The organism is Arcobacter sp. CECT 8983 (assembly GCF_004118855.1).
Lineage (GTDB): Bacteria > Campylobacterota > Campylobacteria > Campylobacterales > Arcobacteraceae > Halarcobacter.
Window position 1 is genome coordinate 35,749 of sequence record NZ_PDKF01000005.1, and the last position, 25,059, is coordinate 60,807.

The following is a 25,059-nucleotide window of genomic DNA, read 5'->3' on the forward strand; positions in this document are numbered from 1 at the left end:
AATAGATGGATAATTTAAGAAAGTTTCAAAACATCAGTACAAAAAGAAAGAGTGAAAAAAAGTAATGACTAGGGAAAAGACAATTATATATTTTTATTTCCAATTGTAACTGATGTTTAAAAATATATTCCATATAAGCAAATATAATATATTAAATCTGTAAAATAAGGAAACCAATAAAGGTCACACTAAAAAAGAAGATCACACAAACTTACTTTACAAATATGTAGGAATGAATGTTATATCACTTAATGAACATATGACCGAATTATAACAACTTTTTGAGCATATGTCAAGTATATTTTAAATATTTTATGCTAAAATCAAATTATATAAAATACAAGGTAATAAATGGCTAGAGAAAAACTTCAAAGAAAACTTGAACTAAAGCCTGTGTCCAAGTATTTTGGACCTAAAGATCATAAGGCTAAACAAGATGTAATTTTACTACATGAAGAGCTTGAAGCAATTCATTTAATGGACTCATTTTGTATGTATCAAGAGGATGCTGCAAAAAAGATGAACGTATCAAGAGCTACTTTTGCAAGAATTATTAAAAGTGCTAGAAAAAAAATTTCCCTTGCATTAATTACAGGTAGTAATATTAAAGTACATGAAATCAAAAATGAATTTCATATTGCAGTATGCTCTAATAGTAATACAAAATTAGAATATGCAGATGCAACTGCTAAATATATCTGGATTTATTTTATTAAAGATTATAAACTTAAATCTTCAAACTGTATAAATAATCCAATGTTTGAAAATGAAGATGAAGCTGCATGCAACGTATTGCCAGATGTTTTATATGATTATAAAACAAACTATTTCTTACTTGAAGATGTAGATTATGATTTAAAAATTTCTTTAATTGCTAAGGGAATTTATCCAATATTACAAGCAGAAATAACAGAAGATAAATTAGTAGATATATTTCAATAAGAGGTAACTCTTATTGAAATTCATATTTTAACTCTTCTAACCTAGCTATTCTATCTTCAGTTGTTGGATGAGTTCTAAAAAAATCACCAAATGAAGTTTTTTTACCTGAAAAAGGATTTACAATAAACATATGAGCTGTTTGCTCAGTTGCATTGTTTATTTCATACCCTCTTCTTGCATAATTTTCTAATTTTGATAAAGCACTTTGAAGACCTGCTGGATTTTTAGTCATTCTTGCAGCACCTTCATCTGCCATATATTCCCTACTTCTACTTACACTCATTTGAATAATTGAAGCAGCTAATGGTAAAACTATAGCCATAATTATCATAACAATTGGATGAGCACCTTGTCTATTATTCCCTCCAAATATCGCACCAAATTGCATAATATTTGCAATCATTGCAATTGCACCTGCAAATACCGCTGCTATAGTTCCAATTAAAATATCATAATGTTTTATATGAGATAATTCATGGGCAATTACTCCTTCTAACTCTTGTTCATTTAACATTTCATATAAACCCATAGTAACTGCAACTGCTGCATTCTCATGATTTCTTCCTGTTGCAAAGGCATTTGGTGTATGGTCTGGTATTAAATAAACCTTTGGCATTGGTAAGTCTGCTTTTTCCACAAGCTTTTGTGTTATTCTATATACAGGATGTGAAACATCATCTATAGGGGTTGCATTATAGTGCTTTAAGACTTGCTTATCAGAATAATAGTAGGCGTAGAAATTCATTCCCCCTGCTAAAAGAAAAGCAATAAGCATACCATTTGAACCTCCAAAAGAGTAACCTATAAATACAAATAATACTGTTAGAAGAGCTAACAAAAATACTGTTTTTGCTTGTTCCATATTTATCCTTATAGTTTTTGTTATTTTAACATCTATTTATTAATAAATTTTAAATAATTATAACTTTTTTAATATGGAATTATCGTGGTAAGGAACTTTTGCACTTGGCGTTCGTTTTGAAGTACTTTCTAAATGAACGTCTTGGTCATCAAAGAAAATATCAGCACCAAAAGCTTCTACTACTTCATACTTATCAACTCCACCTAAAAAGAATGACTCATCTAGTCTAACTCCCCATTGAGAAAGTGTTCTAATTACTCTTTCATGAGCTGGAGAGTTTCTAGCAGTAATTAAAGCTGTTCTTATAGGTGTTTGTTCTTCAGGGTACTTATCTTGTAAACTTGAAATAAGTCTTAACAATTGAGCAAAGGGACCAGATTGTAAAGCATTAGTTGCATTCTTTTTTTCGTATTCTAAAAATGCTTCTAAACCTTGAGTTTTGTATATAATTTCAGACTCTTCAGAAAAAAGAACAGCATCACCATCAAATGCAATTTTTACTTGATTTGAATAATTATCTTTATCTTCTTGATATGGTAAGATTCTTGCTGCTGCAATTCCTTCATTTATGGCATTTTGTACATCTATTTCATTTGCAGATAAAAAAAGATCTACCTTAAAAGGTTTAAGATATTTTGAAATATCACTTCCTCCACTCCATGCAGACCTAGCTATATCTAATTCATATTTTTCAATTGATTTTGTTATTCTTAAAGAAGTTGCAGCATTATTTCTTGAAAGAATAATTACTTCAACTTGTTTTTCAGGAAAATCTTCATTAATTTTTAAAAGATTCTTTACAAGTCTAAAACCTGTTCCTTTTTGAATAATTTCATCTTCTTTCTCAATTTGATGTTTATAATATTCATCAAGACCTTTGTTTTCAAAAATTTCATTTTCATCTTCTAAATTGAATAAAGCTCTTGAAGAGATTGCAATAACTAATTTTTTTTCTAAATCATAACCCAAAATATACTCCAGTTTGTATCTTTGACAATTATACAAAAAAAGATATAATATACTCTCTTAGGAGAAAAGATGAAAAAGCTTTACTTAATAAGACATGCAAAATCTGATTGGTCAAACCCAAATTTAGAAGACTTTGACAGACCTTTAAATAAAAGAGGAGAAGAAAATGCTCCTTTTATGGCAACAATTTTAAAACAAAAAAATTCAAATCCAGACTTAATAATATCAAGCCCTGCATATAGAACAAAAAAAACTGCAAAAATAATAAAAAAAGGTGTTAGCTTTAAAGGCAAGATACTTTTTGATGAACATCTATATGAGGCTTCACTAAAAACATCCCTTGAAATTATAAACTTTATAAATGATGATTATGATACTGTATTTTTAATAGGTCATAATCCCACTTTAAATATGCTTGGATTTTATTTTGTTGATTTCAATGAAAACTTACCAACATGTGGAGTTCTTGAAATTGAGTTTGATTGTGATTCATGGAGAGAAGTTAATAAAAAAAGTGCAAAACTAATATCTTTTGAATATCCTAAAAAAAAGTATTAAAACTTTTACTTTTTCTATCTATTTTTATTACTTTTCAAGTAAAAAGTATTTAAAATTGATTAATTACAATTAATTGCTAGGTAAATAAATGAAAACACTTTATATTATGAGACATGCAGATAAGGATACTTCAAATCCAAATATAGATGATTATGACATTCAAATAACCCCAAAAGGTTTAAAAGATGTAGAAAATGTTTCAAAAAAATTAAAAGCAAAAAATGTTTTACCTGATTTATTAGTTGCAAGTCCAGCTCTTAGAACTAAACAAACAGCTGAAATACTTGCAAAAGAGCTAGGTTATGAAAAGAATATTATGTACAACGAAGTACTATTTCAAGCCTTTGTTAATGAAGTAATTGAATCAATCACTTATACTTTTGATGATGTAGATACACTAATGATAGTTGGACATAACCCATCACTAACCGCACTTGGTGTTAATCTTGTTGGTTTAAAAGAAAAAATACTTATGGGAGAGGGCTTAAAAATAGAGTTTGATTGTAATTCTTGGACTTCTATTGATATTTCAAATGCAAAACTTTGCTATCACATAAAGCCTGATTAATCTAAAAGTTTTCCAGCAAGGTTTCCACTTGCAAAAGACCATTGCAAGTTGTAACCTCCACAAGGACCATCTAAATCTACAACTTCACCACAAAAATATAAACCTTTTACAAGCTTACTTTGCATTGTTTTTGGATTTATTTGTTTTAAACTTATTCCTCCTCTTGTAATCATAGCCCTTTCAAAACCTAAGTGATTTGTAATAGTTAAAGGTGTATTTACTAAAATCTTTACTAGATTTTGTCTTACTTCACCTTTTAATTCTTTAAACTTTAATTCATAATCAGCATGGACTAACTTACTCAACTCTTTAATAACAGAATCTGGTAATAAAGGATTTAAAGTTTCTAAAATATTGAAATCTAGATTTTTTGATGTTCTTTTTTTTATATATGAAAAAAGTTCTTCTTCATTTTTACCTTTTAGCATATTTATTAAAATAGGAACTTCTCCATACTTCTCAAGTAAAGGAGTAATCTCCCTTGAAAAATCTAAAACAACTGGACCCCTTACACCTTTGTTTGTAAAGATTAAATCTCCTGTTTTTTTAAGGTTTTTGTATTTTTTTATATTTATACTAACTTGTGCTTTTGCTATTGTATCAGCGCGACATTGTGCAACCCAAGTCTCTTTTGTAAGTAAAGGAGTCATTGCAGGATGTAAAGAAGTTACTTTGTGTCCTGAAGCTTTTGCAAAAGTATAACCATCACCATTTGCTCCAAGCTTAGGATAACCTAAACCTCCTGTAGCTACAATAACTTTTGCTGTGCTAACTTCACCTTTTGAAGTACAAACTTTCTTAACACAGTTATCTTCAAAAACTATATCATCTACTTTTGTACTATAAGCAACTTCTACTCCTACATTAAAAAGTTCTTCTTCTAAAGCTTTTATTATAGTTGAAGAGTTATGAGTAACTGGAAATACTTTAAAACCATCAGGGATATGTGTTTCTACACCAATTTGTTCTAAAAAGTTTATAAGGTCTTGATGATTGAAATCTTTAAGTGCATCAAACATAAACTTACCATTTTTTCCAAATGAGTTCATAAAATCTTCATTTGAAAGAGTATTAGTAAGGTTACATCTTCCTCCACCTGTAGCTTTTAATTTAGGACCTAGTTTCTCTTGTTGTTCGCATAGAAGAACAGCTTTGCCATTTCTTGCTGCAACAATTGCAGATATCATACCAGCAGCCCCTGAACCTATGACTACTAAATCGTAATTAGTTTTCATTTAAATTTTTCCCATTAACTGTAATTTGTATAGATAGAAGTATCTATTTTAGGTTAGTTCAAGGCTAGAAATAAAAGTTTAGCTAGGAGCATACTAAAAGTATGTGACTTATAAACTTTTATAATAACGAAGAAATCATCAAAAGAAATACTTCTATTATTTTCCTAAGCAGAAAGAACCAAACATAACATCTAACATCTGGTCATGTTCATATGGTCTAGTAATATTTGAAATAGAAGCTAAAGCTTCATCTATGTGGTGTGCAAAAAACTCTAACTCCCCAGTTTGCAATGGTATAAATGCTTGTTTTATATGAAAATAAGTGTTTTCTACTTCATCTACTTGTCTTTTTGAAACTAAAGTCATATCATCACTATGAGTATTTGAGTCTAATATTACTTCTATTTTTTGTATTAAAGGGGTAATAGTTTCTTTAGTACTTAGGCTAACATAATTTTCTAAACTATTTTTTTCAAATTTGTTTTCTAAATCACATTTATTTAAAACAGTAATTATTTCTTTATGAGAGTTTTCTTCTAAAAGATTAATAATTTTTCTATCTTCTTCATCTAAAACTTTGCTATTATCAAAAAGAGCAATTACAATATCTGCTTCATTTACTGCTTCAATAGATTTCTCAATACCAATTTTTTCAATTACATCAGAAGCTTCTCTAATACCAGCAGTATCAACTATTTTGATTATATGAGTTCCAATTTTAACAGACTCCTCAATAGTGTCCCTAGTTGTTCCAGCAATATCAGAAATAATAGCTCTATCAAAATTTAGAAGTTTATTTAAAAGTGAAGATTTTCCAACATTTGGTTTTCCAACAATAGCAACTTTAAAACCTTCAATTAAACCTTCTCTTCTTTTACTTGCGTCAAGGGTATTTGATAGTTTTTCTTCTATTTTATTAAGCTTATTTTGAATTTGTTCAAAAATATCACTTGGTAAATCCTCTTCTGCATAATCAATATTTACTTCTGTATATGCAAGCATAAAAAGTAAATCTTCTCTAATATCATTTACAAAATCTGTTAATTCACCCTTTAGCTGTTTTGCTAATAATTTAACCGCATCTTCACTTCTTGCTTCTATAATTTTAGCGATAGCTTCTGCTTTTGTAAGGTCAATCTTTCCATTTAAGAAAGCTCTTTTAGAAAACTCACCTGGATTTGCAAGTCTTGCCCCACATTTTAAAACTTCTTCCATAATAATATTAGAAATTGCAATTCCACCATGACATTGAAACTCTACAATATCTTCACCTGTAAAAGAATGTGGATTTTTAAAATAAATTAAAAGTGCTTCATCTATGATTTCATCATTTGTATTATAAATAGTTCCAAGAGTTGCAACTCTTGGTTTAAGTTCTTTTTTCTTTGAAAGTCTTAGAGCTATTGATAAAGCATCTTTACCACTAACTCTTACGATAGAGATTGAGCCAACACCATTTGCAGTTGCAATGGCTACAATTGTATTATCATCAAACAATTTTATTGCTCTTTGCTTCTGTACTCATTTACAAGTACGTATTTGTCTCCTCTGATGTTTGTTTTCACAGCCACATATTTATCAGGGAATTCTTCTCTTAGTTTTTTTAGTGCAATATGTACTAAAATACCGTCAAGAGGTTTTGTTTTATAAGAACCTTTTTCTTTAATTATTTCAATTACAGGCTCTAAGTAAGTATGAATTGCAGCTTCTTGATTTTTTAAGAATTCTGCTACTTCAAGTCTTAGCATAAGTCCATATTTTTCATTAATCCAGTTAAATAAAATATATGATAAAGCTTTATATCTATAACCTTCTTTACCAATAAGTAAAGCGCTATCAGCACCTGTGAACTCTATATAAAGAGTGTTTTCATCATAAAATTCAACTTTTATATTGTCTATACCATAACAAGTATCAGCAAAAAGCAAATTAAGTCCATCTTTAACTTCTCGCAAAATTTCTTGTGATTCTTTTTTTACAATGATTTTTGAGATTTCACTTTGTTTTTCTGATTCACTATAGAAGTTATCAAAGATCTTTTCTTTTGAATCAACATTAGGAACATCTCTTAATTTTTTTTCTGCTTTTTTAGTATTTGAAACTTTTTGTTCATTTTCATTTCTATTTGAATCTTCAATTCTTTTAGAAACATCTTCAATTTTGATATCTTTTTTTCTAAAACTTTGTTCTCTTTGTCTTCTATTATCTCTTTTTCTTTTTCTTGAAGTTGCAGTAATAATAGCAGTTTTTTTACCAAAGCCAAGAAATCCTTTACTTGGCTGTTGAATAATTTCAATATCTAAATCTGTTATAGAACATTTAAATTCTGATGTTGCTAGCTCGTAAGCCTCTTCTAAACATTTAGCTTCAAATTTTTTCATTATAGACTCCTATTTTTTAGCAGCTCTTTGTTTCTCAAATAGTTTATTAATATAATATTGCTGACAAATTGTAAATACGTTGTTTACGAACCAATATAAAGTTAAACCAGCTGGGAACCATAAGAAGAAGAACGTAAAAATAACTGGTAACATTTGGAAAATCTTTCTTTGCATTTCATCTTGCATTGTATTTGGAGTAATTCTTTGTTGTAACCACATAGAAGCACCCATTAAAATTGGTAATACAAAATATGGATCCATTTCTGCTAAATCGTGAATCCATAAAATCCAAGGAGCACCTTTTAACTCAATTGCATTTAAAAGTACTCTATAGATAGCAAAGAATACAGGAATTTGTAAAATTAATGGTAAACAACCACCCATTGGATTTGCATTGTGTTTTTTATAAAGTTCCATCATATGCATAGATTGTTTTTGTTTGTCATCTTTATATTTTTGTTGGATTTCTTTCATTTTTGGAGCTAATTCTTTTAGCTTATTCATAGAAACCATACCTTTATATGATAAAGGATATAAAACAAGTTTAATTAAAATTGTTAAAATAACAATTGTCCAACCCCAGTTTCCAACATATGATTGAATAAATTGTAATAATTTGAACATAGGTTTTGCAATAAATGTAAACCATCCATACTCAATAACATCTGTTAATTCAGGATGTAAAGCTTTTAAATCATTAAAGTTCTTTGGACCAATGTATCCAGAAAAATTAATACTATCTTTTACATGAATAAACCCTTGAGGATTACTATTTGCATCAGGCATTAATGAAACTTGTAAAGAGTTGTTGAAGTTGTAAATTACAGTTGCGTAATATCTATCAAAACTTGAAACAAATTTGATTCCAGTATAAGTTTTAACTTTTTCTAGGTCTTCATCTTTTGTTAAATCCATAGTTCCATCATTTTGTTTTACATATAAACCATGGTCAGCATACATATCAGCTAATACATTTGGTCTAAATCCATTTGTTACAAAATATTGTTCATCTTTTTTACTTGATGTGATTTTTAAATCATAATGACCATTTGGATAAACTGTAAAGTTTTTAGTTAAAGTAAGACCTGATAATTTTTGAACAAGAATAAATTTCTGAGCTGTTCTTGTTGCATCAACATTTGTTGCAGTAGTTTCATAATTTACTTTAAAGGCTTCATCATTAATATCTGCATTTGCAAATCTAACTTCTAAGGGTCTTAATTGATTTGCTTCAAAAAGTTTAATTTGATCACTATTTTCATCTTTATACTTTACATCTTCTAATGTTACTTGAGCTACTCTACCTAATTTATCAATTTCAATAATATTTGTTTTAGTTTTTATTGTTGTTAAAATATTAGAAGAACCTATTGCTTTAGTTGATAAAGCTGAAATTGAATTATCAGTATTATCTTGAGATTGAGAGATTGAATTAACATCTGCATTAACTGCTATATCTGGCGCAGTATTTTTTTGTTGCTCTTTTGCTACTTGTTGTTGTTTTGTTTTTGCTTCTTGTTGAGGCTTTAATACTAAAAATTCATAAGCTATAAAAAATACAAACACTACAAGTGTCATTATAAGCATTCTTTTTTGCATACCGTTATTATTGTTCATACTGTTGTTCACCATTATTGTTTTTCCACTCCCGATTTTTTACTATGAGGTATTTGTTATTGTCTATTGGAACTAGCCAATATTTAATTTTAATTTTTTTAAAATTGATATTGTTATGTCTAACAATTTTTACAACTGGATAATCGAATCCACCAGCAAAAAGTTGATTACATTTTAATATCCGTGATATTGTAAAATAAGTTGCCTTAAAAAAAGTATTGTTTTCATATTGCCAAATGGCATAATTAGAACAAGTTGGGTAATATCTACAAGACCCAAAAGATATTACAGATAGATATTTTTGATAAAACTTTATCAAATACTTAATTATTTTATTCATCTGCTTTTAGTAGTTGAAGTTTTTTCATAGCATACATAAAATCTTTTTCTAAAGTTTTGAAATCTTTTTCAAAAAGTCTTTCTTTTGCTACAAAAATGTATTTACCAGTTTTTAGTTTATCTTCAAACTTTAAACACAGGGCTCTAAGCTTTCTTTTCGCTTCACTTCTTTTAACTGCATTTCCAACTTTTTTAGAAGCTACAAATGCTAAGTTAAAATTTTCACCAGACGAAAAAAAAGCGACAAAAGTGTGCGTATGCCACTTCTTGCCGCTTTTGTAAAGTTGATTAAAATCTCTTGAATTATTAAGACGGTGCGATTTACTTAAACAGCTAATCTTTTTCTACCTTTAGCTCTTCTAGCTTTGATAACTTTTCTACCGTTTTTAGTTTTCATTCTGATTCTAAAACCATGCGTTCTTTTTCTTGGCGTGTTATGTGGTTGATATGTTCTTTTCATATTCTATGTCCTCTATTCACAAATTAAGTCGCGTATTATATTTAAACTATACTTAAATTTTGTTTAGTTTAAGTGCTTCAAAATATCTATTTTATATTTACTACAACTTTTTCATCTTTAAAATCAAACTCAACAGCCGAACCTTCGGTAATTTCATCTTCTAAAATTAAATCTGCTAACTTATCTTCAACTATTTCATATATTGCTCTTCTTAATGGTCTTGCTCCATATACAGGGTCAAATCCAATTTTTGCAATATACTCTCTTGCACTAGGAGTTAATGAAATATTGATATCTTTTTGTTCAACTTTTTTCTTAATCGAATCAAACATAATATCTACAATGTTTGTAATTGCATCTAATCCTAATTGTTCAAAAATGATTATATCATCAAGTCTATTTAAAAACTCTGGTCTAAAGTGAGATTTTAAATCATTTAGTACTTCTTTTCTTCTATTTTCTTTATCATCAATCTCAATTATCTTAGAACTTCCTATATTTGAAGTCAATATTATAATTGTATTTTTAAAGTCAACAGTTACACCTTTGTTGTCTGTTAATCTTCCATCATCTAATACTTGTAATAGAATATTAAATACATCTGGATGAGCTTTTTCAATCTCATCAAATAAAATTACACTATAAGGTTTTCTTCTAACTGCCTCTGTTAATTGACCACCCTCTTCATATCCAACATAACCAGGAGCTGCACCAATAAGTCTAGATACTGCATGTTTCTCCATATATTCACTCATATCAAATCTAATAAGAGACTTCTCATCATCAAATAAAAACCTTGCAAGTGTTTTTGCACTCTCTGTTTTACCAACACCTGTTGGTCCTAAGAATAAAAATGAACCAATAGGTCTGCTCTCTTCACTTAATCCTGCTTTATTTCTTTTTATTGCCCTACTTATAGCTTTTAGTGCTTCATCTTGTCCTATAACATCTTTTTTTAAAACTTCTTCAACTTTTAAAACTTTTTGTTTTTCTGAGTCCATCATTTTATTTACAGGAATTCCAGTCCATCTTGAAACAATACTTGCTATTGCTTCTTCATCAACAGAATTTCTTAAAAGAGTACCCTCTTCTTGCATTTTAGACCATTTTTCTTGATTCTCTTTTATTTTCTCTTCTAATTGAGGAATCTCTCCATACTCTATAGAAGCTGCCTCTTCAAAGTTTGAATCTCTTTTTGCCCTTGCTGCTTTAGTTTTAAGTTCATCAATTTTTGCTTTTAAAGTACTTTGGGCATTAAATGTTTGTTTTTCATTTTCAAATCTTGATTCTAAAGACTGTTTTTCTTCATTTAAGTTTGCTAACTCTTTTTCTATCTCTTCTAATCTTTCACTATTTTTCTTAGATTTTTCCATCTTTAATGCTTCTTTTTCTACATTAATAGTTTGGATTTTTCTTTTTATATTTGATAATGCAATTGGTTCAGACTCAATTTGCATTTTTAATTCTGCTGCTGCTTCATCAATTAAGTCAATAGCTTTATCAGGCAAGAATCTATCTGTAATATATCTATTTGATAATTTTGCTGCACTAACTAAAGCACTATCATTAATAGTTACATTATGGTGAGTTTCTAATTTTTCTTTTATCCCTCTTAGTATTTGTAAAGCTTCATTTACACTTGGTTCATCTACATTTACAGGTTGGAATCTTCTTTGCATAGCTGCATCTTTTTCAAAATACTTTCTATACTCTTTAAGTGTAGTTGCACCTATTGTATGAAGTTCACCTCTTGCAAGGCTAGGTTTTAAGATATTTGCTGCATCCATACTTCCTTCACTAGCCCCTGCTCCAATAATAGTATGAATCTCATCAATAAATAAAATTATATTTCCAGCTTTTTTTACCTCATCAATAACTGATTTTAATCTATCTTCAAATTCACCTCTATATTTTGCCCCTGCAATCATTGCACTCATATCAAGAGTAATTACTTTTTTATTTTGTAGACTTGTTGGAACATCTTTATTTACTATTCTTTGTGCAAGTCCTTCTGCAATTGCAGTTTTACCAGTTCCTGGTTCACCTAATAAAATTGGGTTGTTTTTTGTTTTTCTAATAAGAATTTGCATCATTCTATTGATTTGCTCATCTCTTCCAATAACTGGGTCAAGCTCACCATCGATTGCTTTTTTATTTAGATTTATTCCATATTTCTCTAAAGCATCAAAGTTTTCATCAGAACTTGCACTATCTACTGTAGCACCTGCTCTCATAGCTTCAAGTTCTTTTACTGCTTCTCTTAGGTCAAGATATTTGCCTAAAACCTCTTTTACTTCATTTGTTTGGAAGTTTGCTACAAGCCAAGTATCTATTGCTATAAACTTATCGCCTTGTTTAGTCGCTTGACCGTGTGCATTCTCTAAAGAGTTTACAAAGTTTCTAGAAAGTTTAATATTCTCTTTTGTTAAAGAAGAAACTGTAGTTAACCTTGCTGCATAAGATTTTGCTTCTAATTCAATACTAGCTTTATCAACATTTATTCTATTTAATAATTGATTTAACACTGAATTTGTATTAGTTAGTAAAGCCCATAAAAAGTGAATAACTTCTACTTCTTGATTTTTATTATGTAAAGCTAAAGCTACTGACGAATCAATAGTTTCTGCCATCTGATTTGTTAATTTTTCAAATAATTGTTTCATTTTTAGCACTCCTTATCAATAACTGCTAATAAAATTATAGCACTTGAGTGATTTATTGTCAAGTAGTCTTATTTAAAGGTAATGAAATTCTAAAGCAAGCACCAAGATAATGTTCGTTTTCATAGTTAACATTTATATTCTCAGCTATTATACTTCCATGCATATGATCAACAATAATTTGGTGTGACATATATAAACCTATACCTGTTCCTTGTGCTTTATGCTTAGTTGTAAAATATGGCTCAAATACTTTATCTATTATATGTTCTGGTATTCCGCCTGCATTATCTTTAATTTCTAAAATATAATTGTTTGATTCTACTTTTTCATTTATATATATAACTCTATTTTCTACATTATTTGCAATAAAAGCATCCTTTGAATTATTTATAATATTTACAAATACTTGAATAAACTCATTTGATAAACCTTCATATAATAATTCTTCTTCTAAATAATTTTCAAAAAGTTCTATTTCATAGTTTTTCAAACTTGCATCTAACAGTTTTAGAGCTCTTTTTATTACAATTTTTGTAACAAATTTTTCTGTCTTTTTATCTGATTTAAAAAAGTTTCTAAAATCATCTATTGTTTTTGACAAAAATTGAGTATTTTCAACTATTATATCCATTGTATCAGCTACCCTGTCATTGTCTAATACACCAAACTCCTTTTCAAACTTTATTCCACTAGCACAAGTACTTATTGTATTTAAAGGTTGTCTCCATTGGTGAGCAATATTACCTATCATTTCACCCATTGATGCCATTTTACTTTGTTGAAATAGAAGTTGATCTTTTTGTTTTAATTCTGTAATATCTATAACAGCAGTTAACCTGATATCCTCACCTTCAAACTCTATTATTTTTCCTTGAACTAAAGCTTGAAATCTTTTACCATTTAATTTTATTAACTCTATTTCATAAGGTTCAGTGTTTTTTATCAAATTAGTTTTTACTATCTTATGATATTTTTCATCTATAAAATTAAACATTGGTTTATTTACAAAATCTTTTCTACTATTTGCTTGAAAAAGTTTTAGACTAACATTATTTATGTCAATTATTATTCCATTTTTTGATAAAACAATAGACTCCATAGTTGAATTAAAAAGCCCTTTAAAACTATTTAATGATTTTTGCAAGTTATCTTCTCTCTTATCAATTTCAACTTGCATTTTATTAAAACTTTCAAGTAAGTTATTTAACTCTTCATAATGCAGTTGATTTACTTTTATATTATAATGTCCATCTGCAATTTGTGAAGTTATTGACTGCATATCATCAAAGGATTTAAATATTTTTTTAGAAATTTTTATAGACAAGAAAATAGCTATAACACTAAAAAAAAGAACTACTAAAACTATTGAAACAATTATTGAAGTTAATGATTTTAAAATATCATCGTGACTTTGTCGAACCAATATACTCCAAGCTGTTTTTTTTACTTTTACATAAGCTCCTAATTGTTTTCCTTTTTTTGTAAATCCATTAAAAATTGCTTGAGTAAAAGGATCTTTTTTATTAATTAAATCTGTAAAAACTGAAAGTGAACTTGCATTAAATCGTTGAAGAACAAATTGCTTTGAATCGGGATTTAAAATCATAATTCCTGTTTCATCAAAAATTCTTAACATATGAGAGTTATCAGTATTTTTAAATCTTTGTATAAAGTTTGATAACTCTGTTAATTTAATCATAATTACACCAATTTTATCTTGCATTTTAAAACTATATGAAATAGTTGGTTCTTCATCTACTGAAGATAAAAAGACATTACTCCAATAATATTTTTTATAGTTCTTTACCTTTTTAAAATAGTTTTTATTAGAGTAATCAAAACCTTTGTATATGTTTAAGTTTGAAACAGCATAGAAATCCTCTATTATTCCCTCTTTATCTAATATTAATATAGAAGATATATTTTTATTTGTTTCTACAATATTTTTAAGAACTAAATAGTTATAAGAGTAGTTTTCAGAAATGTATAAAGAGATATCTTCTATTTCTTGTAATATCTGTTCAACTTCTATAGATACTTGCTTTAAAACAAGATTTTGATTATGTTTTATGATTTCTATTTTTGAGTTATATAGTTTCCATATTGTTAAAATACCAACAATAATAATTACAGAAATTGAAAACAGAACTAAAAGTTGAAGTATCTCTTTTTTTAAACTCTTTATTTTATTCATCTATTTTTATAAACTCCCCATTCTTAACTCTAAAATTATTATAATCTCTAATCACATCTCCATATTTATCAAATATTATTTTACCTTGTAGCCCTTCAAACTCTTTTTGTAAAAGTAGATTCCTTTTTATTTGTGTTTCATCGCCTTTTTTTAACATTTCAATTATTATTTTGCTTAATTCGTAAGCTTTTGATGCATACATAGATGGATAAATCCCATATTTCTTTTTATATTTACGAACAAACTCTTTATATATTTTATCAGAAGAGTGTTCATCATAATCAATATTAAAAATAACACCTTCTGCTGTTTTCCCTGCATTTTCAATAAAAGATGGAGTTCTTGCCCATTCTGATGAGGCAATTTGTGTATTTAATCCTTTTAATCTAATATATTGAATTACCCTTGCAGAATCAACAGAATTTGCACAGATAAATATTAAATCTGGTTCTTTTTCTTTTATATCCTCTACTAATAAATCTAAATTTGTATTTGTTTTAGAAAAAGAGATAAGACCTTGCTCACCTTTTGAAATTAAGTTTTTTTCAAAATTTGTCAGATAATCTTTTGTATAAGTTTCATTATAGGGGTCATATATTCCATAAATTCTTTTAAATTTATTTTTAATAACAAAATCAGTAAAGGAATCAAATCTTTCTGAATTATTTGCTGCATGTACTCTAAAAAAGTTATCGTCTTTTTGGGAAAATTCATTACTTGCAGAAGAGGCTGAAATCATAAATATATCATCATAATTATTTATTATAGACATAGATACTTTACTCATAGAACTTGTAACATTCCCAATAATGATTTTTATATCTTCAGCTATAAAATCTTTTATAATACTTTTTGTCAAATCTTCATCTTGCTTATCATCTCTAAAAATAATTTCAATTTTTCTTTCATTAATTTCATAATCAATTTCTTCAAATGCAAGAAGTATTCCATTTACCATTGCATTTCCTAATATAGAGTATTTACCACTTAAAGCACCTATAAAACCTATTTTAAGAATCTTTTCTTCTTTAAAAAACACTATTGATACTGTTACTATAAAAATAGTTATTGCTAAAAATAAAATCAAAAGCTTTTTCATGATATATCCCTAAATAACTTTATATTGACCATCTATAACTTCCATAAGTATATAATTTCTTTTTATATCCCCATACTCATCAAACTCGATTTCCTCTTGTAGTCCTTCAAACTTTTTTATACTTAAAAGTGTACTTTTAAACTCTTTTATATTTTCATTTTTCTTTAATACTTCAATTATAATTTTTGTAGTTTCATAAGACTGAGAAGCATATATAGAAGGTTTTGTTTTATATTTTTCTTCATATTTTTCAACAAAATCCATATACTTTTTATTTTTTGAATTATTATTATAAGAAGTTAAGAAAATCATTCCTTCTACATATTTGCCACCATTTTCAAGTAACTCAGAATTTTTAGACCAGCTTGAACCAATGATTTTATTTTCAACATCACTAATTCTTAAAAACTGAACTAATCTTGCTGTATCAAGAGTATTAGCAATAATAAGAATTGCATCAATATTATCTCTTTTTTTTATATCTTCAGTTATATATGAAAAATCCTTTGATAACTCCTTCAATAAAACTAAAGAGTCACTTTTAAATTTATGAAATGATTTTTTAAAATTATTTGCATAAGTTTCACTATATGCACGATTATTTGGATCAAAAATAATATATATATTTTTTAAGTTTTTAGATAAAAGGTATTTGCTAAGTTTATCAAAACTTTTTTCTGATTGAGATACTTGTGTTCTAATAAAGTTATCATCTTTTTTTGAAAAGTTATTAGAACTAGCAGAAGCAGAAATTAGTGTAGGCATATATGTTTTATCAAAAGATTCTAATGCAACTTCAGTCATAGAACTTGTACCTGCGCCTAAAATCAAATCTATTTTTTCTTTTTTAAATTCTGATATTGCTAGTTTTGCAGCAGTTTCTCTTTGTTTGTCATCTTTTGAAATAATTCTTACTTTCTTTTTATTTATTTCAAAATTCTCTTCTTCTAAAGCTAAAGTCATACCATTTAATAAAGAGTGTCCCAGGTTTGAATATTTTCCACTTAAACCACCTAAAAAACCAATTTTTATTTCATTATTATTTGTAAAATTAGAATATATTAAAAAAGATGTAACTAAAATAAAAACCAACCCTAAGACTTTATACATTTCTATTCCCACTTTTTAATAAATAATCTACTATTATACAAAAAAACATTTAATTTTTGGAGTATTTTAAAATATGTCACTTTGTGGAATTGATGAAGCTGGAAGAGGTCCTATTGCTGGACCACTTGTTGTTGCAGGAGCAATTATAAAAAAAGAAGTTGAAGGATTAAATGATTCTAAACAACTTACAGAAAAGAAAAGAGAAAAACTTTTTGAAATAATTAAACAAAACTGTTCTTACCATATTGTTTTTACTGATTCTAAAACAATTGATGAAAAAGGTCTAAGTGCTTGTTTAAAATCATCAATAAAAGAGATTATAAATAATTTAAAAGAGGAAACAACTGAATTTTTAATGGATGGAAATACCTCTTTTGGAATTGATACCCTTCAACACAAAATAAAAGCTGATGCTACAGTTCAAGAAGTAAGTGCCGCTTCAATTTTAGCAAAAGTTAGCCGTGATAGATATATGTGTGAAATTGCTTCTAAATATCCAAACTACTCATTTGAAAAACACAAAGGTTATGGAACAAAAGCTCATGTAGAAGCAATCAAAGAGTTTGGAAGATGTGAGCAACACAGATATAGTTTCAAACTAAAAGGAGTAGATGATCAAAATCAGCCAAGCTTATTTTGATACCTCTCCTATTTTATTCTCAATAGATTGGATTTTTGTTTTTAATCTATTGTTCTTACCTTTTCGAATATCAAAAGTCAAAGTAGAATAAACTCTATTGCAACCTAATTCTTCAAGCTTTTCATAACATTTTTGTACAATAGCTAAAGCTTCTGACATCTTATTTGTTTCTATTGTTGTAGCCATTGAAGTTAACTGATAATCAAAGCCTGAATCTCTAATAACTTTTATTACTTCTGACACATATTCACTTTTACTCTCTTTTTGGTCTGTGGGAAACATTGCCATACTTAACAAAACACTCATATTTTTCCTTTTAAGTTAAACTTTTATTATTATTTTAGTTATTGAGTATATAATATCTATATATTAGATAAAAGACAAAAAAATGCTAAAAAATATTTTTAATAAAAAACAACCTTCTGCTGAAGGTTTTAAAAATGCCTTATTTAATAAAATATTTAATCCTGATGAGATTGACTTTCACTATAGTAATAAAATCAATCTATTTAAAACAACAGAAAAAAAAGAAACATTATTACATCTTTGTGCAAAATTTGCTTATCTAGAATCTATAAAATGGCTACTAAATAAAGGTCTAAGTCTAGAAGCTCAAACAGAAGATAAAGAAACTGTACTTTTTTATGCAGTAAAATCAAATAATCTTCTTACAGTAAAATATCTTGTAGAACAAGGTGCAAATGTAAATCACAAAAATTTTTACAACCGTACACCTTTACAAGAAGCAATTCTTTTAGAAAGTAAAACCTATAAATATCTATTAGAAAAAACTGAAGATATAAATAATAAAGACTTTTATGGTAATAGTATTCTTTTTCATGCGGTTTCAAGTAATAGTGATGAAGTTTTAGATGATGTTTTAAATAATAAAAATGTTGATATCAACTGTATTAATAAAAACAAAGATACAGTTTTAAGCTATGCAGTAGAGAATTATTTAAAAGAAAGAAACTCAAATACTGCCCTTTCATATTTTAAAATTATAAAAAAGTTATTAGAGTTTGATGTTGATATAAATAATCTAAACAAAAAAGAACAGAGTGTTCTTTATGAAGCAATAAAAGAAGAAGATTTAAAATTAATAAACCTTTTTTTAAGTCATCCAAATATCAATATCAATCAAAAAAACTATTATGGTGAAACTATATTAATGGAAGCGTGTTTAAAAGGTTTTAAAAACTTAAGTGTAATAAAAGCTTTAGTAAATAATAAAGCTGATGTTAATATTAGGGATAATAATAACGCAACAATAATTGAAAAATTAATAGAGTTAATCTTGCACTATAAAAACCACAAAAAAATAGATTCACATTTACTTGAAAAAGCTTCCTCAGACGAAAACTACTTCGAAGTACTTAAATATCTATTAAGAAATACAAAAGTTAATTTAAACAATTTTAATTCAAATTCAAAACCAATATTCTTTGATGTAATTGCTAACTACAATTTTGAACTTTTCAGTCTTTTAAAAGAGAATGGAATAGATATTAATCAAAAAGATTTAAATCATAATAATGTAATTTCCTATTTAATTGAAAATGCAGATACTTCAACAGCAGCAAAGCAAAAATTGTATTTAAAAACTATGCAAAACCTAATTAATCTTGGTGTTGATATAAACGCAAAAAACAATACAGGTTCAACAGTAGTGCACCAAGCTATTTTAAATGGTTCTATCTATACAATCAAACTTTTATTAGATGCAAAACCAAATTATAAAAGTGTTGACAATAATGGAAGAACTTTTATACATAATGTTGTTTGGAAAGATTGTACAAAAACCTTTAAGCTTATTCATTCTTATGACAATAGTGTTATTAATATTGCAGATAAATATGGAATTTTACCAATAAACTACGCAGTATTTATGGGAAAATATGATCTTGTAATTAGTATGATTGAAGAATTAGCCCATGTAAATAACACAAATAAAATTGATCCAAAAATGAAAGATTTTTTTAAAAAATTCCATAATAATTTAGATGAACTAACAAAACATGCTAAAACAAAAAATGATTTTAAAAACTTAAGAATCTTAAGTGAAAATATGAAAAAAGAGTTTTCAATTCAATAATTAATTTATCTATATAATATGTATTTTTTAATTCAAATTTACAATTTTTTTGATAAGATATCTTAATATTATAAAAAGGAATAAACATGCATTTAGAAGTATCACCTGAAGTTTTACTTTCACAATTAGGTTACTCAAAAAGTGACACATCTCTTAAACAAGCAGAAGAGGTTATGGCACAAACAAAAGATTTTAATAAATTTTCAAAACATTTAATTAGTTTAAATGATCATCTTAAAAAAATGAACGCATATGTTGCATTATCAAACTCTACAAGTTATTTAAAAATCAAATGTGACGAAAATGATGCTGATGAGATTTTAGAAGAGTTTCATGAAGAAGTAAATCATTGGGCAAAAAAATATAATGTAAACTTAAAAAAATTAGATGGAAAAGAAGTTTATTATATTTTAGGTACTGTATAAAATAGAGGGCTTTCCTCTATTTTATTTAAATATTTTTCTATGAGAATGACAATAGGGAACTTTTCCTGTTTTCTCATAATAATCTTGATGATAATCTTCAGCTTTATAGAATCTACTAGCCTCGTGTAAAGAAGTTGCAACTTTGTAATTCATATCTTCTAATTCATCAATTAATTCTAAAGCAGTATTTTTCTGTTTCTCATCAACATAAAAAATTGCAGATAAATATTGTGGACCAATATCAGGACCTTGTCCATTAGTTTGAGTAAAATCATGTATTTCAAAAAATAGTTTTGCTAACTCTTTAAAAGGAATTTGACACTCATCATACTCTACTTTCACAACTTCTAGATGTCCAGTTGTTCCTGTACAAACGGCAGCATAATCTGGATTTTCAAAATGACCACCCATATATCCTGAAACAGCACTATGAACACCTTTTAATTTTTGAAAATAGTATTCAACACCCCAGAAACAACCAGCTGCAAAATATGCTACTGCATGCTCTTTACAATCGCAGTTTCTACTTTCAAATTTCAAAGAAATAGAGTTTACACAATGTCTTGTATTTTTAGAAGTAAAACCTTCTCCTTCAAAAACATGACCTAAATGTGCATCACAGTTTGCACAAACAATTTCGACTCTTCTTCCGTCTGGATCTAAAACTCTTTTTACTGCACCTTTTATTTCATCATCGAAACTTGGCCAACCACATCCTGAAGAAAATTTGTCACTAGATTTATATAAAGGAGCATTACATTTTTTACATTTATAAAGTCCATCTTCATAAAAATCGTTGTATTTTCCACTAAAAGGTCTTTCTGTACCTTTATTTTCAATTACATAAGCTTCTTCTTCAGTTAGTTCATTGTATTTCATTTTAGAACCTCATCTTTAAAATATTTGATGATTGTAGCTAAATGTGAAAAATCTTTAAATAAAAAATCAAAATAATTTTGTCTCTTAAACAACTTCAAATCTTTGCTTAAGTAACAGTTTATCTTTATATAATATTTTTCCTAAAAAAATATCCCCAACTTTAAACTCTCCTACACCTTTAGGAGTTCCTGTCATAAGTACATCTCCATCTTCAAAGGAAGAAAACTTTAATAGCTCATTAATGATTTCTTCTGGCTTATTTATCATTAACTCTACGCCACCTTTTTGTTTAAGCTCATCATTAATATACAATTCAACACTTAAATCGTCTAAATTGCCATTAAAACTTATAAACTCTGAAAATACAGCTGAATGATTAAAAGCTTTTGCTCTTTCCCAAGGTAAACCCTTTTCTTTTAGCTTACTTTGAACTTCTCTTAATGTTAAATCTAAACCAAATGCAAGTGCTGAAATCTTATTTTCTTCAATTAGAAAAGATATTTCAGCTTCATAATGGCAACTTTTATTTCCTTTTGGAAAAATAAGGTTTTTTGAAATAGAAGAATTTGGTTTAAAGAAAAAAACCATAGAATCAGGAGTTTCATTATTTAACTCTTTTATATGGTCAACATAGTTTCTTCCTATACAAACAACTTTTGAAGGGAAAATCTCTTTTTGATTAATTAATATTGAATTCATATATTTCCTTTAAAACCTTTTCATTAAATCATTTAAAATAACAGCAGTAAGTCCCCATATAACATCTTTTTTATATTTATAAACCCATACTTTATGTTTTTTATGACCCCATGGTTTATGGTACATTTTAGGAAGGTTCAATTCTTCTACTGGAAAATGTATCTGTTTATCCCCTTTTTCATCTATTGAATAAGGATGAACTTCGTACCTTAAAGTATACTCTTTAGGTTTATTTTTCTTAAAAAATGAAACAGGAATTAAAATAGTTTTATCTACTTCATTTTTATCTATTTGCATATTTTTTAAAGCTTTCTTCTTTATTTTTGCAACAAAAGATTCTACCACTGCACCAATTGGTGCAACATATGTATCTAATTGCCCTATTATATTTATATCATTTGCTTCAATGCCTAACTCTTCTTTTGTCTCCCTAAGAGCTGTTTGCATATATGAAATATCATCAGGTTCATATCTTCCACCAGGAAAGCATATATCTCCCCCTTGTCTGATATGAGCTGCTCTTTTTTGAAATAAAATATAGTATTTCTTTTTTATTTTTACTAAAGGAATCAATACCGCTGAATTAAAAAATCTATCCCTTGCCATAACCCCTGGTTCTTGAGGTAAGTTTTTTAAAAGTTTTTTTAATTGTTTCTTTTTCATAATTTACTCTATCATTTCTTTAATTCTTCAAACTACTTAAGTCTAAACTTTAAAATAAACTGGGCTCCAATAAACTCTTTGTCTTTATAAGTAAACTTTTCATTTGAAACAGAAATATCTCCATTCATATGTTTTGATATAATTTCTTGACACATAAATAACCCTATTCCCGTCCCTTGATATTGATGTTTCGTTGTGAAATAAGGATTAAATATTTTTTCTACTATTGAATTTGGAATTCCTCCTGCTGTATCTTTTATAGTAATAAATATAGAATCTTCCTTTACTCTTGTTTTTATAAAAATAATCCTTGTATCTAATTGTCTTTCTACAAAAGCATCTTTTGAATTACTTAAAATATTCATAATAACTTGAATAAGTTCACTCTCATAATTAATTAGTTTCACATCTTCAATATCTTTTTCAACAGTAATTTTTGCACTATGTAGGTTATAATCAAAAATATTCAAAGTTTTATTTATTGTATCTTTTATATTAAATACTCTTTGTTCTTCATTAGGTTTGAAAAAATGCATAAAGTCATCAATAGTAGTAGATAAATGAACAGAAGTATCAACTATACTTGTTAAAGTATCATCTAAAAATTCATCATCAATTTTTCCATTCATCTCTTTTTGTAGTTTTAACCCACTAGCTCCTGTAGTTATAACAGATAATGGTTGTCTCCACTGATGGGCAATATTTTGAAGCATTTCACCTATTGCTGCCATTTTTGATTGTTTTGTTAATAATGCATCTTTTTTTAAGTTTTTTTGTACTTCTTCTTGAATAGTTTTCTCTAAATCTTGATTTATTTCTAGTAACTCTTTTGTCTTCTCATCAACAGCTTTTTTCAATTTATTATTCATATTTTTTAAAAGTACTTGTCTATATATAAATATTACAAGAACAATTATAAACACAATTACTACTTGATATAAAGTTTTATAATCAAACTTCTTTTTATACTCAATTGCTACCCACTTTTTAAGAAGTCTTTCTTTCTCTTCTTCACCAATACTTTTTACTGATTTTTGAAGGATTCTGTTTAGATATGTTTTATTTATATTTATTGCAACTGATAAAGGTACATTTTCATCTAATTTTCCAGAAATTTTTAAACCAATAGTATCTAAACTATGAATTTTATTCCAAGCAGTATATAAAAAATCTATATGCCCAAAAATTTCACCATTTTCTATTTTTTCTATAGCCTCATCTAAGTTTTCTACATCAATAAAATTTATATCTGGATATTTTTTTCTTAATAATTTGTTGAAAGAATAGCTTTTATAAATACTTATTTTTTTATCTTTTAAAATATCAATATCATCTATGAAGTTTTTTTCATTTTTAGTAATTAAAACTAAAGACGTAGTTAAAAAAGGCTCAGTAAAAGTCATAAACTTACGTCTTTCTTTGACATCTTGAGCAGAAGCTAAAATATCACATTGCCCATTCTTCACATAGGATAAAGATTCGTTAAAGTTTTTTGTTTTTACAAGATCAAATTTTAATCCTGTTTTTTCTTCAATTAAAGATAAGTAATCAGAAACAAAACCATTAAAAGTATTATTTTCTAAAAAACTATAAGGTTTTAATTCTTGTAAAATACAAGTATTTACATGTCTATTATTCTTTATATAATGTCTTTCAGTTTTTGTTAATTCTAACTTTTCATTGAAATTATCATATAAAACAAACTCATTCAAATCTATTTTATTAGGGATTAATCCCATAACATTGTATAAATCATATATTCTTTGCATTTTGTCAGGCTTTATCAAACCTAACTCCTCTGTATTTGAAAAAGAGAGTTTTTTTAAAACCTTAGCCTCAAACTTTAATTCTTCTTTTGTTAGTTTTTGTTCATTGTATTTATCATAAATTAAATCTACAGTTTCATCAATATGAGAATAAGCATATTGCCAACCTTTTAAAGAAGCATGTTTAAAAGCTAGTACTGTAGGTAAATCATAGTCAACCATATCTTCATTTGTAAATAAAAAATCACTATACATATCAAAGCCATAATCTTTTGGATTAAAGATTTTATAATTAACTTTCATTTTTTGAAGTTCATATGGAGATTTAGATAAATATGCTGACATAAGGTCGGTTTTTGAAGTTATTAGATCATTAACATTATGAGAATGTTGCATAAAATTTATTTGATCCATTCTAATATTCTTAGAAAGAAGCATTGCTTTTATTGATACTTCACTAGAATCATCTATTGTTGTCATAACCTTTTTGCCAATAAAATCTTTAACTGAATTTATTTTGCCATCATCTTTAGAGATAAGAATTAAAGGAGAATCTTGAAAAAGTGCATATAAGGCTACAAGTTTTTTACCATTAACTTTTTTTAAAATAAGAGTTTCTCTATCAACACCAAAATTAGCTTTTTTAGTATCAACTTCTTGGGAAACATTTATTCCAAATTTAAAAGGCTTTATTTCTACGTCTAAACCATAATCTTTATAAAAACCTTGCTCTTTTGCTACATAATAACCTGCAAATTGAAATTGATCAAACCAAGAAAGTTGTAAGGTTACCTTTTTTAACTCTTTTGCATAAACTAAAGAATTAAAAAGTAGAAATAAAATAATAATATTTTGTAATTTTACATTCACAATAACCCTTTTAAGAATTTAAATT

24 protein-coding genes are annotated in these 25,059 nt (G+C 27.0%); 6 read left to right on the top strand and 18 right to left on the bottom strand.

Annotated features, from left to right (window positions below):
• Positions 1 to 351: 351 nt before the first annotated feature.
• Positions 352 to 942, top strand: coding sequence for a DUF134 domain-containing protein (locus tag CRV01_RS07460; RefSeq protein WP_129007588.1), 591 nt, complete (start codon positions 352 to 354; stop codon positions 940 to 942).
• A gap of 10 nt (positions 943 to 952) precedes the next feature.
• Here the strand turns inward: CRV01_RS07460 and htpX are convergent, their stop codons facing one another.
• Both htpX and CRV01_RS07470 read right to left on the bottom strand, forming a co-directional pair.
• The gene (gene htpX / locus CRV01_RS07465) at positions 953 to 1,804 is read right to left on the bottom strand and encodes a zinc metalloprotease HtpX (RefSeq protein WP_129007589.1); all 852 of its coding nucleotides are present in this window, start codon (positions 1,802 to 1,804) and stop codon (positions 953 to 955) included.
• 57 nt (positions 1,805 to 1,861) lie between these two features.
• Positions 1,862 to 2,773 carry a 5'-nucleotidase gene (locus tag CRV01_RS07470; RefSeq protein ID WP_129007590.1) on the bottom strand — a complete coding sequence of 304 codons (912 nt, stop codon included), beginning with the start codon at positions 2,771 to 2,773 and terminating at the stop codon, positions 1,862 to 1,864.
• Between the two features lie 69 nt (positions 2,774 to 2,842).
• On the opposite strand from CRV01_RS07470, the gene CRV01_RS07475 reads away from it, so the two are divergent.
• Both CRV01_RS07475 and CRV01_RS07480 read left to right on the top strand, forming a co-directional pair.
• Positions 2,843 to 3,331, top strand: a complete 489-nt coding sequence (locus CRV01_RS07475; protein ID WP_129007591.1) for a histidine phosphatase family protein — start codon at positions 2,843 to 2,845, stop codon at positions 3,329 to 3,331.
• Between the two features lie 88 nt (positions 3,332 to 3,419).
• Positions 3,420 to 3,899 (top strand): histidine phosphatase family protein, encoded by a 480-nt coding sequence (locus CRV01_RS07480; RefSeq protein WP_129007592.1) that lies wholly within the window; start codon positions 3,420 to 3,422, stop codon positions 3,897 to 3,899.
• Here the strand turns inward: CRV01_RS07480 and CRV01_RS07485 are convergent.
• From CRV01_RS07485 to CRV01_RS07535, 11 genes are all read right to left on the bottom strand, one after another.
• Positions 3,896 to 5,134, bottom strand: a complete 1,239-nt coding sequence (locus CRV01_RS07485) for an NAD(P)/FAD-dependent oxidoreductase (RefSeq protein ID WP_129007593.1) — start codon at positions 5,132 to 5,134, stop codon at positions 3,896 to 3,898. The genes CRV01_RS07480 and CRV01_RS07485 overlap by 4 nt on opposite strands.
• Before the next feature lie 156 nt (positions 5,135 to 5,290).
• A complete protein-coding gene (mnmE, locus tag CRV01_RS07490) occupies positions 5,291 to 6,631 on the bottom strand; it encodes a tRNA uridine-5-carboxymethylaminomethyl(34) synthesis GTPase MnmE (RefSeq protein WP_129007594.1) in 1,341 nt (446 codons plus the stop codon).
• Between the two features lie 2 nt (positions 6,632 to 6,633).
• Entirely contained in the window at positions 6,634 to 7,515 is an 882-nt protein-coding gene (locus tag CRV01_RS07495; RefSeq protein ID WP_129007595.1) for a Jag N-terminal domain-containing protein, read from the bottom strand.
• Between the two features lie 9 nt (positions 7,516 to 7,524).
• Positions 7,525 to 9,132, bottom strand: coding sequence for a membrane protein insertase YidC (yidC, locus tag CRV01_RS07500; protein WP_129007596.1), 1,608 nt, complete (start codon positions 9,130 to 9,132; stop codon positions 7,525 to 7,527).
• The gene (gene yidD, locus CRV01_RS07505) at positions 9,122 to 9,472 is read right to left on the bottom strand and encodes a membrane protein insertion efficiency factor YidD (RefSeq protein WP_129007597.1); all 351 of its coding nucleotides are present in this window, start codon (positions 9,470 to 9,472) and stop codon (positions 9,122 to 9,124) included. The genes yidC and yidD overlap by 11 nt, the downstream gene beginning before the upstream one ends.
• A complete protein-coding gene (gene rnpA / locus CRV01_RS13930) occupies positions 9,465 to 9,809 on the bottom strand; it encodes a ribonuclease P protein component (protein WP_129007715.1) in 345 nt (114 codons plus the stop codon). The genes yidD and rnpA overlap by 8 nt, the downstream gene beginning before the upstream one ends.
• The gene (rpmH, locus tag CRV01_RS07515; RefSeq protein ID WP_044417745.1) at positions 9,797 to 9,931 is read right to left on the bottom strand and encodes a 50S ribosomal protein L34; all 135 of its coding nucleotides are present in this window, start codon (positions 9,929 to 9,931) and stop codon (positions 9,797 to 9,799) included. Before rpmH ends, rnpA begins: the two co-directional genes overlap by 13 nt.
• An 86-nt stretch (positions 9,932 to 10,017) precedes the next feature.
• Entirely contained in the window at positions 10,018 to 12,594 is a 2,577-nt protein-coding gene (locus CRV01_RS07520; RefSeq protein WP_129007598.1) for an ATP-dependent Clp protease ATP-binding subunit, read from the bottom strand.
• A gap of 58 nt (positions 12,595 to 12,652) precedes the next feature.
• Positions 12,653 to 14,788, bottom strand: a complete 2,136-nt coding sequence (locus CRV01_RS07525) for an ATP-binding protein (RefSeq protein WP_129007599.1) — start codon at positions 14,786 to 14,788, stop codon at positions 12,653 to 12,655.
• Positions 14,781 to 15,887, bottom strand: a complete 1,107-nt coding sequence (locus tag CRV01_RS07530) for an ABC transporter substrate-binding protein (RefSeq protein ID WP_129007600.1) — start codon at positions 15,885 to 15,887, stop codon at positions 14,781 to 14,783. Before CRV01_RS07530 ends, CRV01_RS07525 begins: the two co-directional genes overlap by 8 nt.
• 9 nt (positions 15,888 to 15,896) lie before the next feature.
• Entirely contained in the window at positions 15,897 to 16,997 is a 1,101-nt protein-coding gene (locus CRV01_RS07535; RefSeq protein ID WP_129007601.1) for an ABC transporter substrate-binding protein, read from the bottom strand.
• A gap of 73 nt (positions 16,998 to 17,070) precedes the next feature.
• Between CRV01_RS07535 and CRV01_RS07540 the strand changes: the two genes are divergently transcribed.
• Positions 17,071 to 17,637, top strand: coding sequence for a ribonuclease HII (locus CRV01_RS07540; RefSeq protein WP_129007602.1), 567 nt, complete (start codon positions 17,071 to 17,073; stop codon positions 17,635 to 17,637).
• On the opposite strand, the gene CRV01_RS07545 is transcribed toward CRV01_RS07540, so the two are convergent.
• Positions 17,629 to 17,943: an MTH1187 family thiamine-binding protein gene (locus CRV01_RS07545; RefSeq protein ID WP_129007603.1), complete on the bottom strand. Its 315-nt coding sequence runs from the start codon at positions 17,941 to 17,943 to the stop codon at positions 17,629 to 17,631. The two genes, CRV01_RS07540 and CRV01_RS07545, sit on opposite strands and share 9 nt — an antisense overlap.
• An 82-nt stretch (positions 17,944 to 18,025) precedes the next feature.
• Here CRV01_RS07545 and CRV01_RS07550 point away from each other — a divergent pair, with 82 nt between their 5' ends.
• The gene (locus CRV01_RS07550; protein WP_129007604.1) at positions 18,026 to 19,732 is read left to right on the top strand and encodes an ankyrin repeat domain-containing protein; all 1,707 of its coding nucleotides are present in this window, start codon (positions 18,026 to 18,028) and stop codon (positions 19,730 to 19,732) included.
• 86 nt (positions 19,733 to 19,818) lie between these two features.
• Positions 19,819 to 20,157: a hypothetical protein gene (locus CRV01_RS07555; RefSeq protein WP_129007605.1), complete on the top strand. Its 339-nt coding sequence runs from the start codon at positions 19,819 to 19,821 to the stop codon at positions 20,155 to 20,157.
• 21 nt (positions 20,158 to 20,178) lie between these two features.
• Here CRV01_RS07555 and CRV01_RS07560 read toward each other — a convergent pair whose 3' ends face one another.
• The 4 genes from CRV01_RS07560 to CRV01_RS07575 form a co-directional block, all read right to left on the bottom strand.
• Entirely contained in the window at positions 20,179 to 21,036 is an 858-nt protein-coding gene (locus tag CRV01_RS07560) for a bifunctional methionine sulfoxide reductase B/A protein (protein ID WP_129007606.1), read from the bottom strand.
• A gap of 84 nt (positions 21,037 to 21,120) precedes the next feature.
• Positions 21,121 to 21,735: a fumarylacetoacetate hydrolase family protein gene (locus tag CRV01_RS07565; protein ID WP_129007607.1), complete on the bottom strand. Its 615-nt coding sequence runs from the start codon at positions 21,733 to 21,735 to the stop codon at positions 21,121 to 21,123.
• A gap of 9 nt (positions 21,736 to 21,744) precedes the next feature.
• Entirely contained in the window at positions 21,745 to 22,398 is a 654-nt protein-coding gene (locus tag CRV01_RS07570; RefSeq protein ID WP_129007608.1) for a CoA pyrophosphatase, read from the bottom strand.
• A gap of 32 nt (positions 22,399 to 22,430) precedes the next feature.
• Positions 22,431 to 25,034, bottom strand: coding sequence for an ABC transporter substrate-binding protein (locus tag CRV01_RS07575; RefSeq protein ID WP_258238351.1), 2,604 nt, complete (start codon positions 25,032 to 25,034; stop codon positions 22,431 to 22,433).
• Positions 25,035 to 25,059: the final 25 nt, after the last annotated feature.

What these genes read in the sequence shown, in the direction of transcription:
- CRV01_RS07520 (WP_129007598.1), bottom strand. Translation starts at nt 12,594, where the DNA reads ATGAAACAATTATTTGAAAAATTAACAAATCAGATGGCAGAAACTATT.
- htpX (WP_129007589.1), bottom strand. Translation starts at nt 1,804, where the DNA reads ATGGAACAAGCAAAAACAGTATTTTTGTTAGCTCTTCTAACAGTATTA.
- CRV01_RS07555 (WP_129007605.1), top strand. Translation starts at nt 19,819, where the DNA reads ATGCATTTAGAAGTATCACCTGAAGTTTTACTTTCACAATTAGGTTAC.
- CRV01_RS07495 (WP_129007595.1), bottom strand. Translation starts at nt 7,515, where the DNA reads ATGAAAAAATTTGAAGCTAAATGTTTAGAAGAGGCTTACGAGCTAGCA.
- CRV01_RS07475 (WP_129007591.1), top strand. Translation starts at nt 2,843, where the DNA reads ATGAAAAAGCTTTACTTAATAAGACATGCAAAATCTGATTGGTCAAAC.
- CRV01_RS07535 (WP_129007601.1), bottom strand. Translation starts at nt 16,997, where the DNA reads ATGTATAAAGTCTTAGGGTTGGTTTTTATTTTAGTTACATCTTTTTTA.
- yidD (WP_129007597.1), bottom strand. Translation starts at nt 9,472, where the DNA reads ATGAATAAAATAATTAAGTATTTGATAAAGTTTTATCAAAAATATCTA.
- CRV01_RS07480 (WP_129007592.1), top strand. Translation starts at nt 3,420, where the DNA reads ATGAAAACACTTTATATTATGAGACATGCAGATAAGGATACTTCAAAT.
- CRV01_RS07570 (WP_129007608.1), bottom strand. Translation starts at nt 22,398, where the DNA reads ATGAAAAAGAAACAATTAAAAAAACTTTTAAAAAACTTACCTCAAGAA.
- CRV01_RS07550 (WP_129007604.1), top strand. Translation starts at nt 18,026, where the DNA reads ATGCTAAAAAATATTTTTAATAAAAAACAACCTTCTGCTGAAGGTTTT.
- CRV01_RS07565 (WP_129007607.1), bottom strand. Translation starts at nt 21,735, where the DNA reads ATGAATTCAATATTAATTAATCAAAAAGAGATTTTCCCTTCAAAAGTT.
- CRV01_RS07545 (WP_129007603.1), bottom strand. Translation starts at nt 17,943, where the DNA reads ATGAGTGTTTTGTTAAGTATGGCAATGTTTCCCACAGACCAAAAAGAG.
- CRV01_RS07525 (WP_129007599.1), bottom strand. Translation starts at nt 14,788, where the DNA reads ATGAATAAAATAAAGAGTTTAAAAAAAGAGATACTTCAACTTTTAGTT.
- rpmH (WP_044417745.1), bottom strand. Translation starts at nt 9,931, where the DNA reads ATGAAAAGAACATATCAACCACATAACACGCCAAGAAAAAGAACGCAT.
- yidC (WP_129007596.1), bottom strand. Translation starts at nt 9,132, where the DNA reads ATGAACAATAATAACGGTATGCAAAAAAGAATGCTTATAATGACACTT.
- CRV01_RS07540 (WP_129007602.1), top strand. Translation starts at nt 17,071, where the DNA reads ATGTCACTTTGTGGAATTGATGAAGCTGGAAGAGGTCCTATTGCTGGA.
- CRV01_RS07560 (WP_129007606.1), bottom strand. Translation starts at nt 21,036, where the DNA reads ATGAAATACAATGAACTAACTGAAGAAGAAGCTTATGTAATTGAAAAT.
- CRV01_RS07530 (WP_129007600.1), bottom strand. Translation starts at nt 15,887, where the DNA reads ATGAAAAAGCTTTTGATTTTATTTTTAGCAATAACTATTTTTATAGTA.
- CRV01_RS07460 (WP_129007588.1), top strand. Translation starts at nt 352, where the DNA reads ATGGCTAGAGAAAAACTTCAAAGAAAACTTGAACTAAAGCCTGTGTCC.
- CRV01_RS07485 (WP_129007593.1), bottom strand. Translation starts at nt 5,134, where the DNA reads ATGAAAACTAATTACGATTTAGTAGTCATAGGTTCAGGGGCTGCTGGT.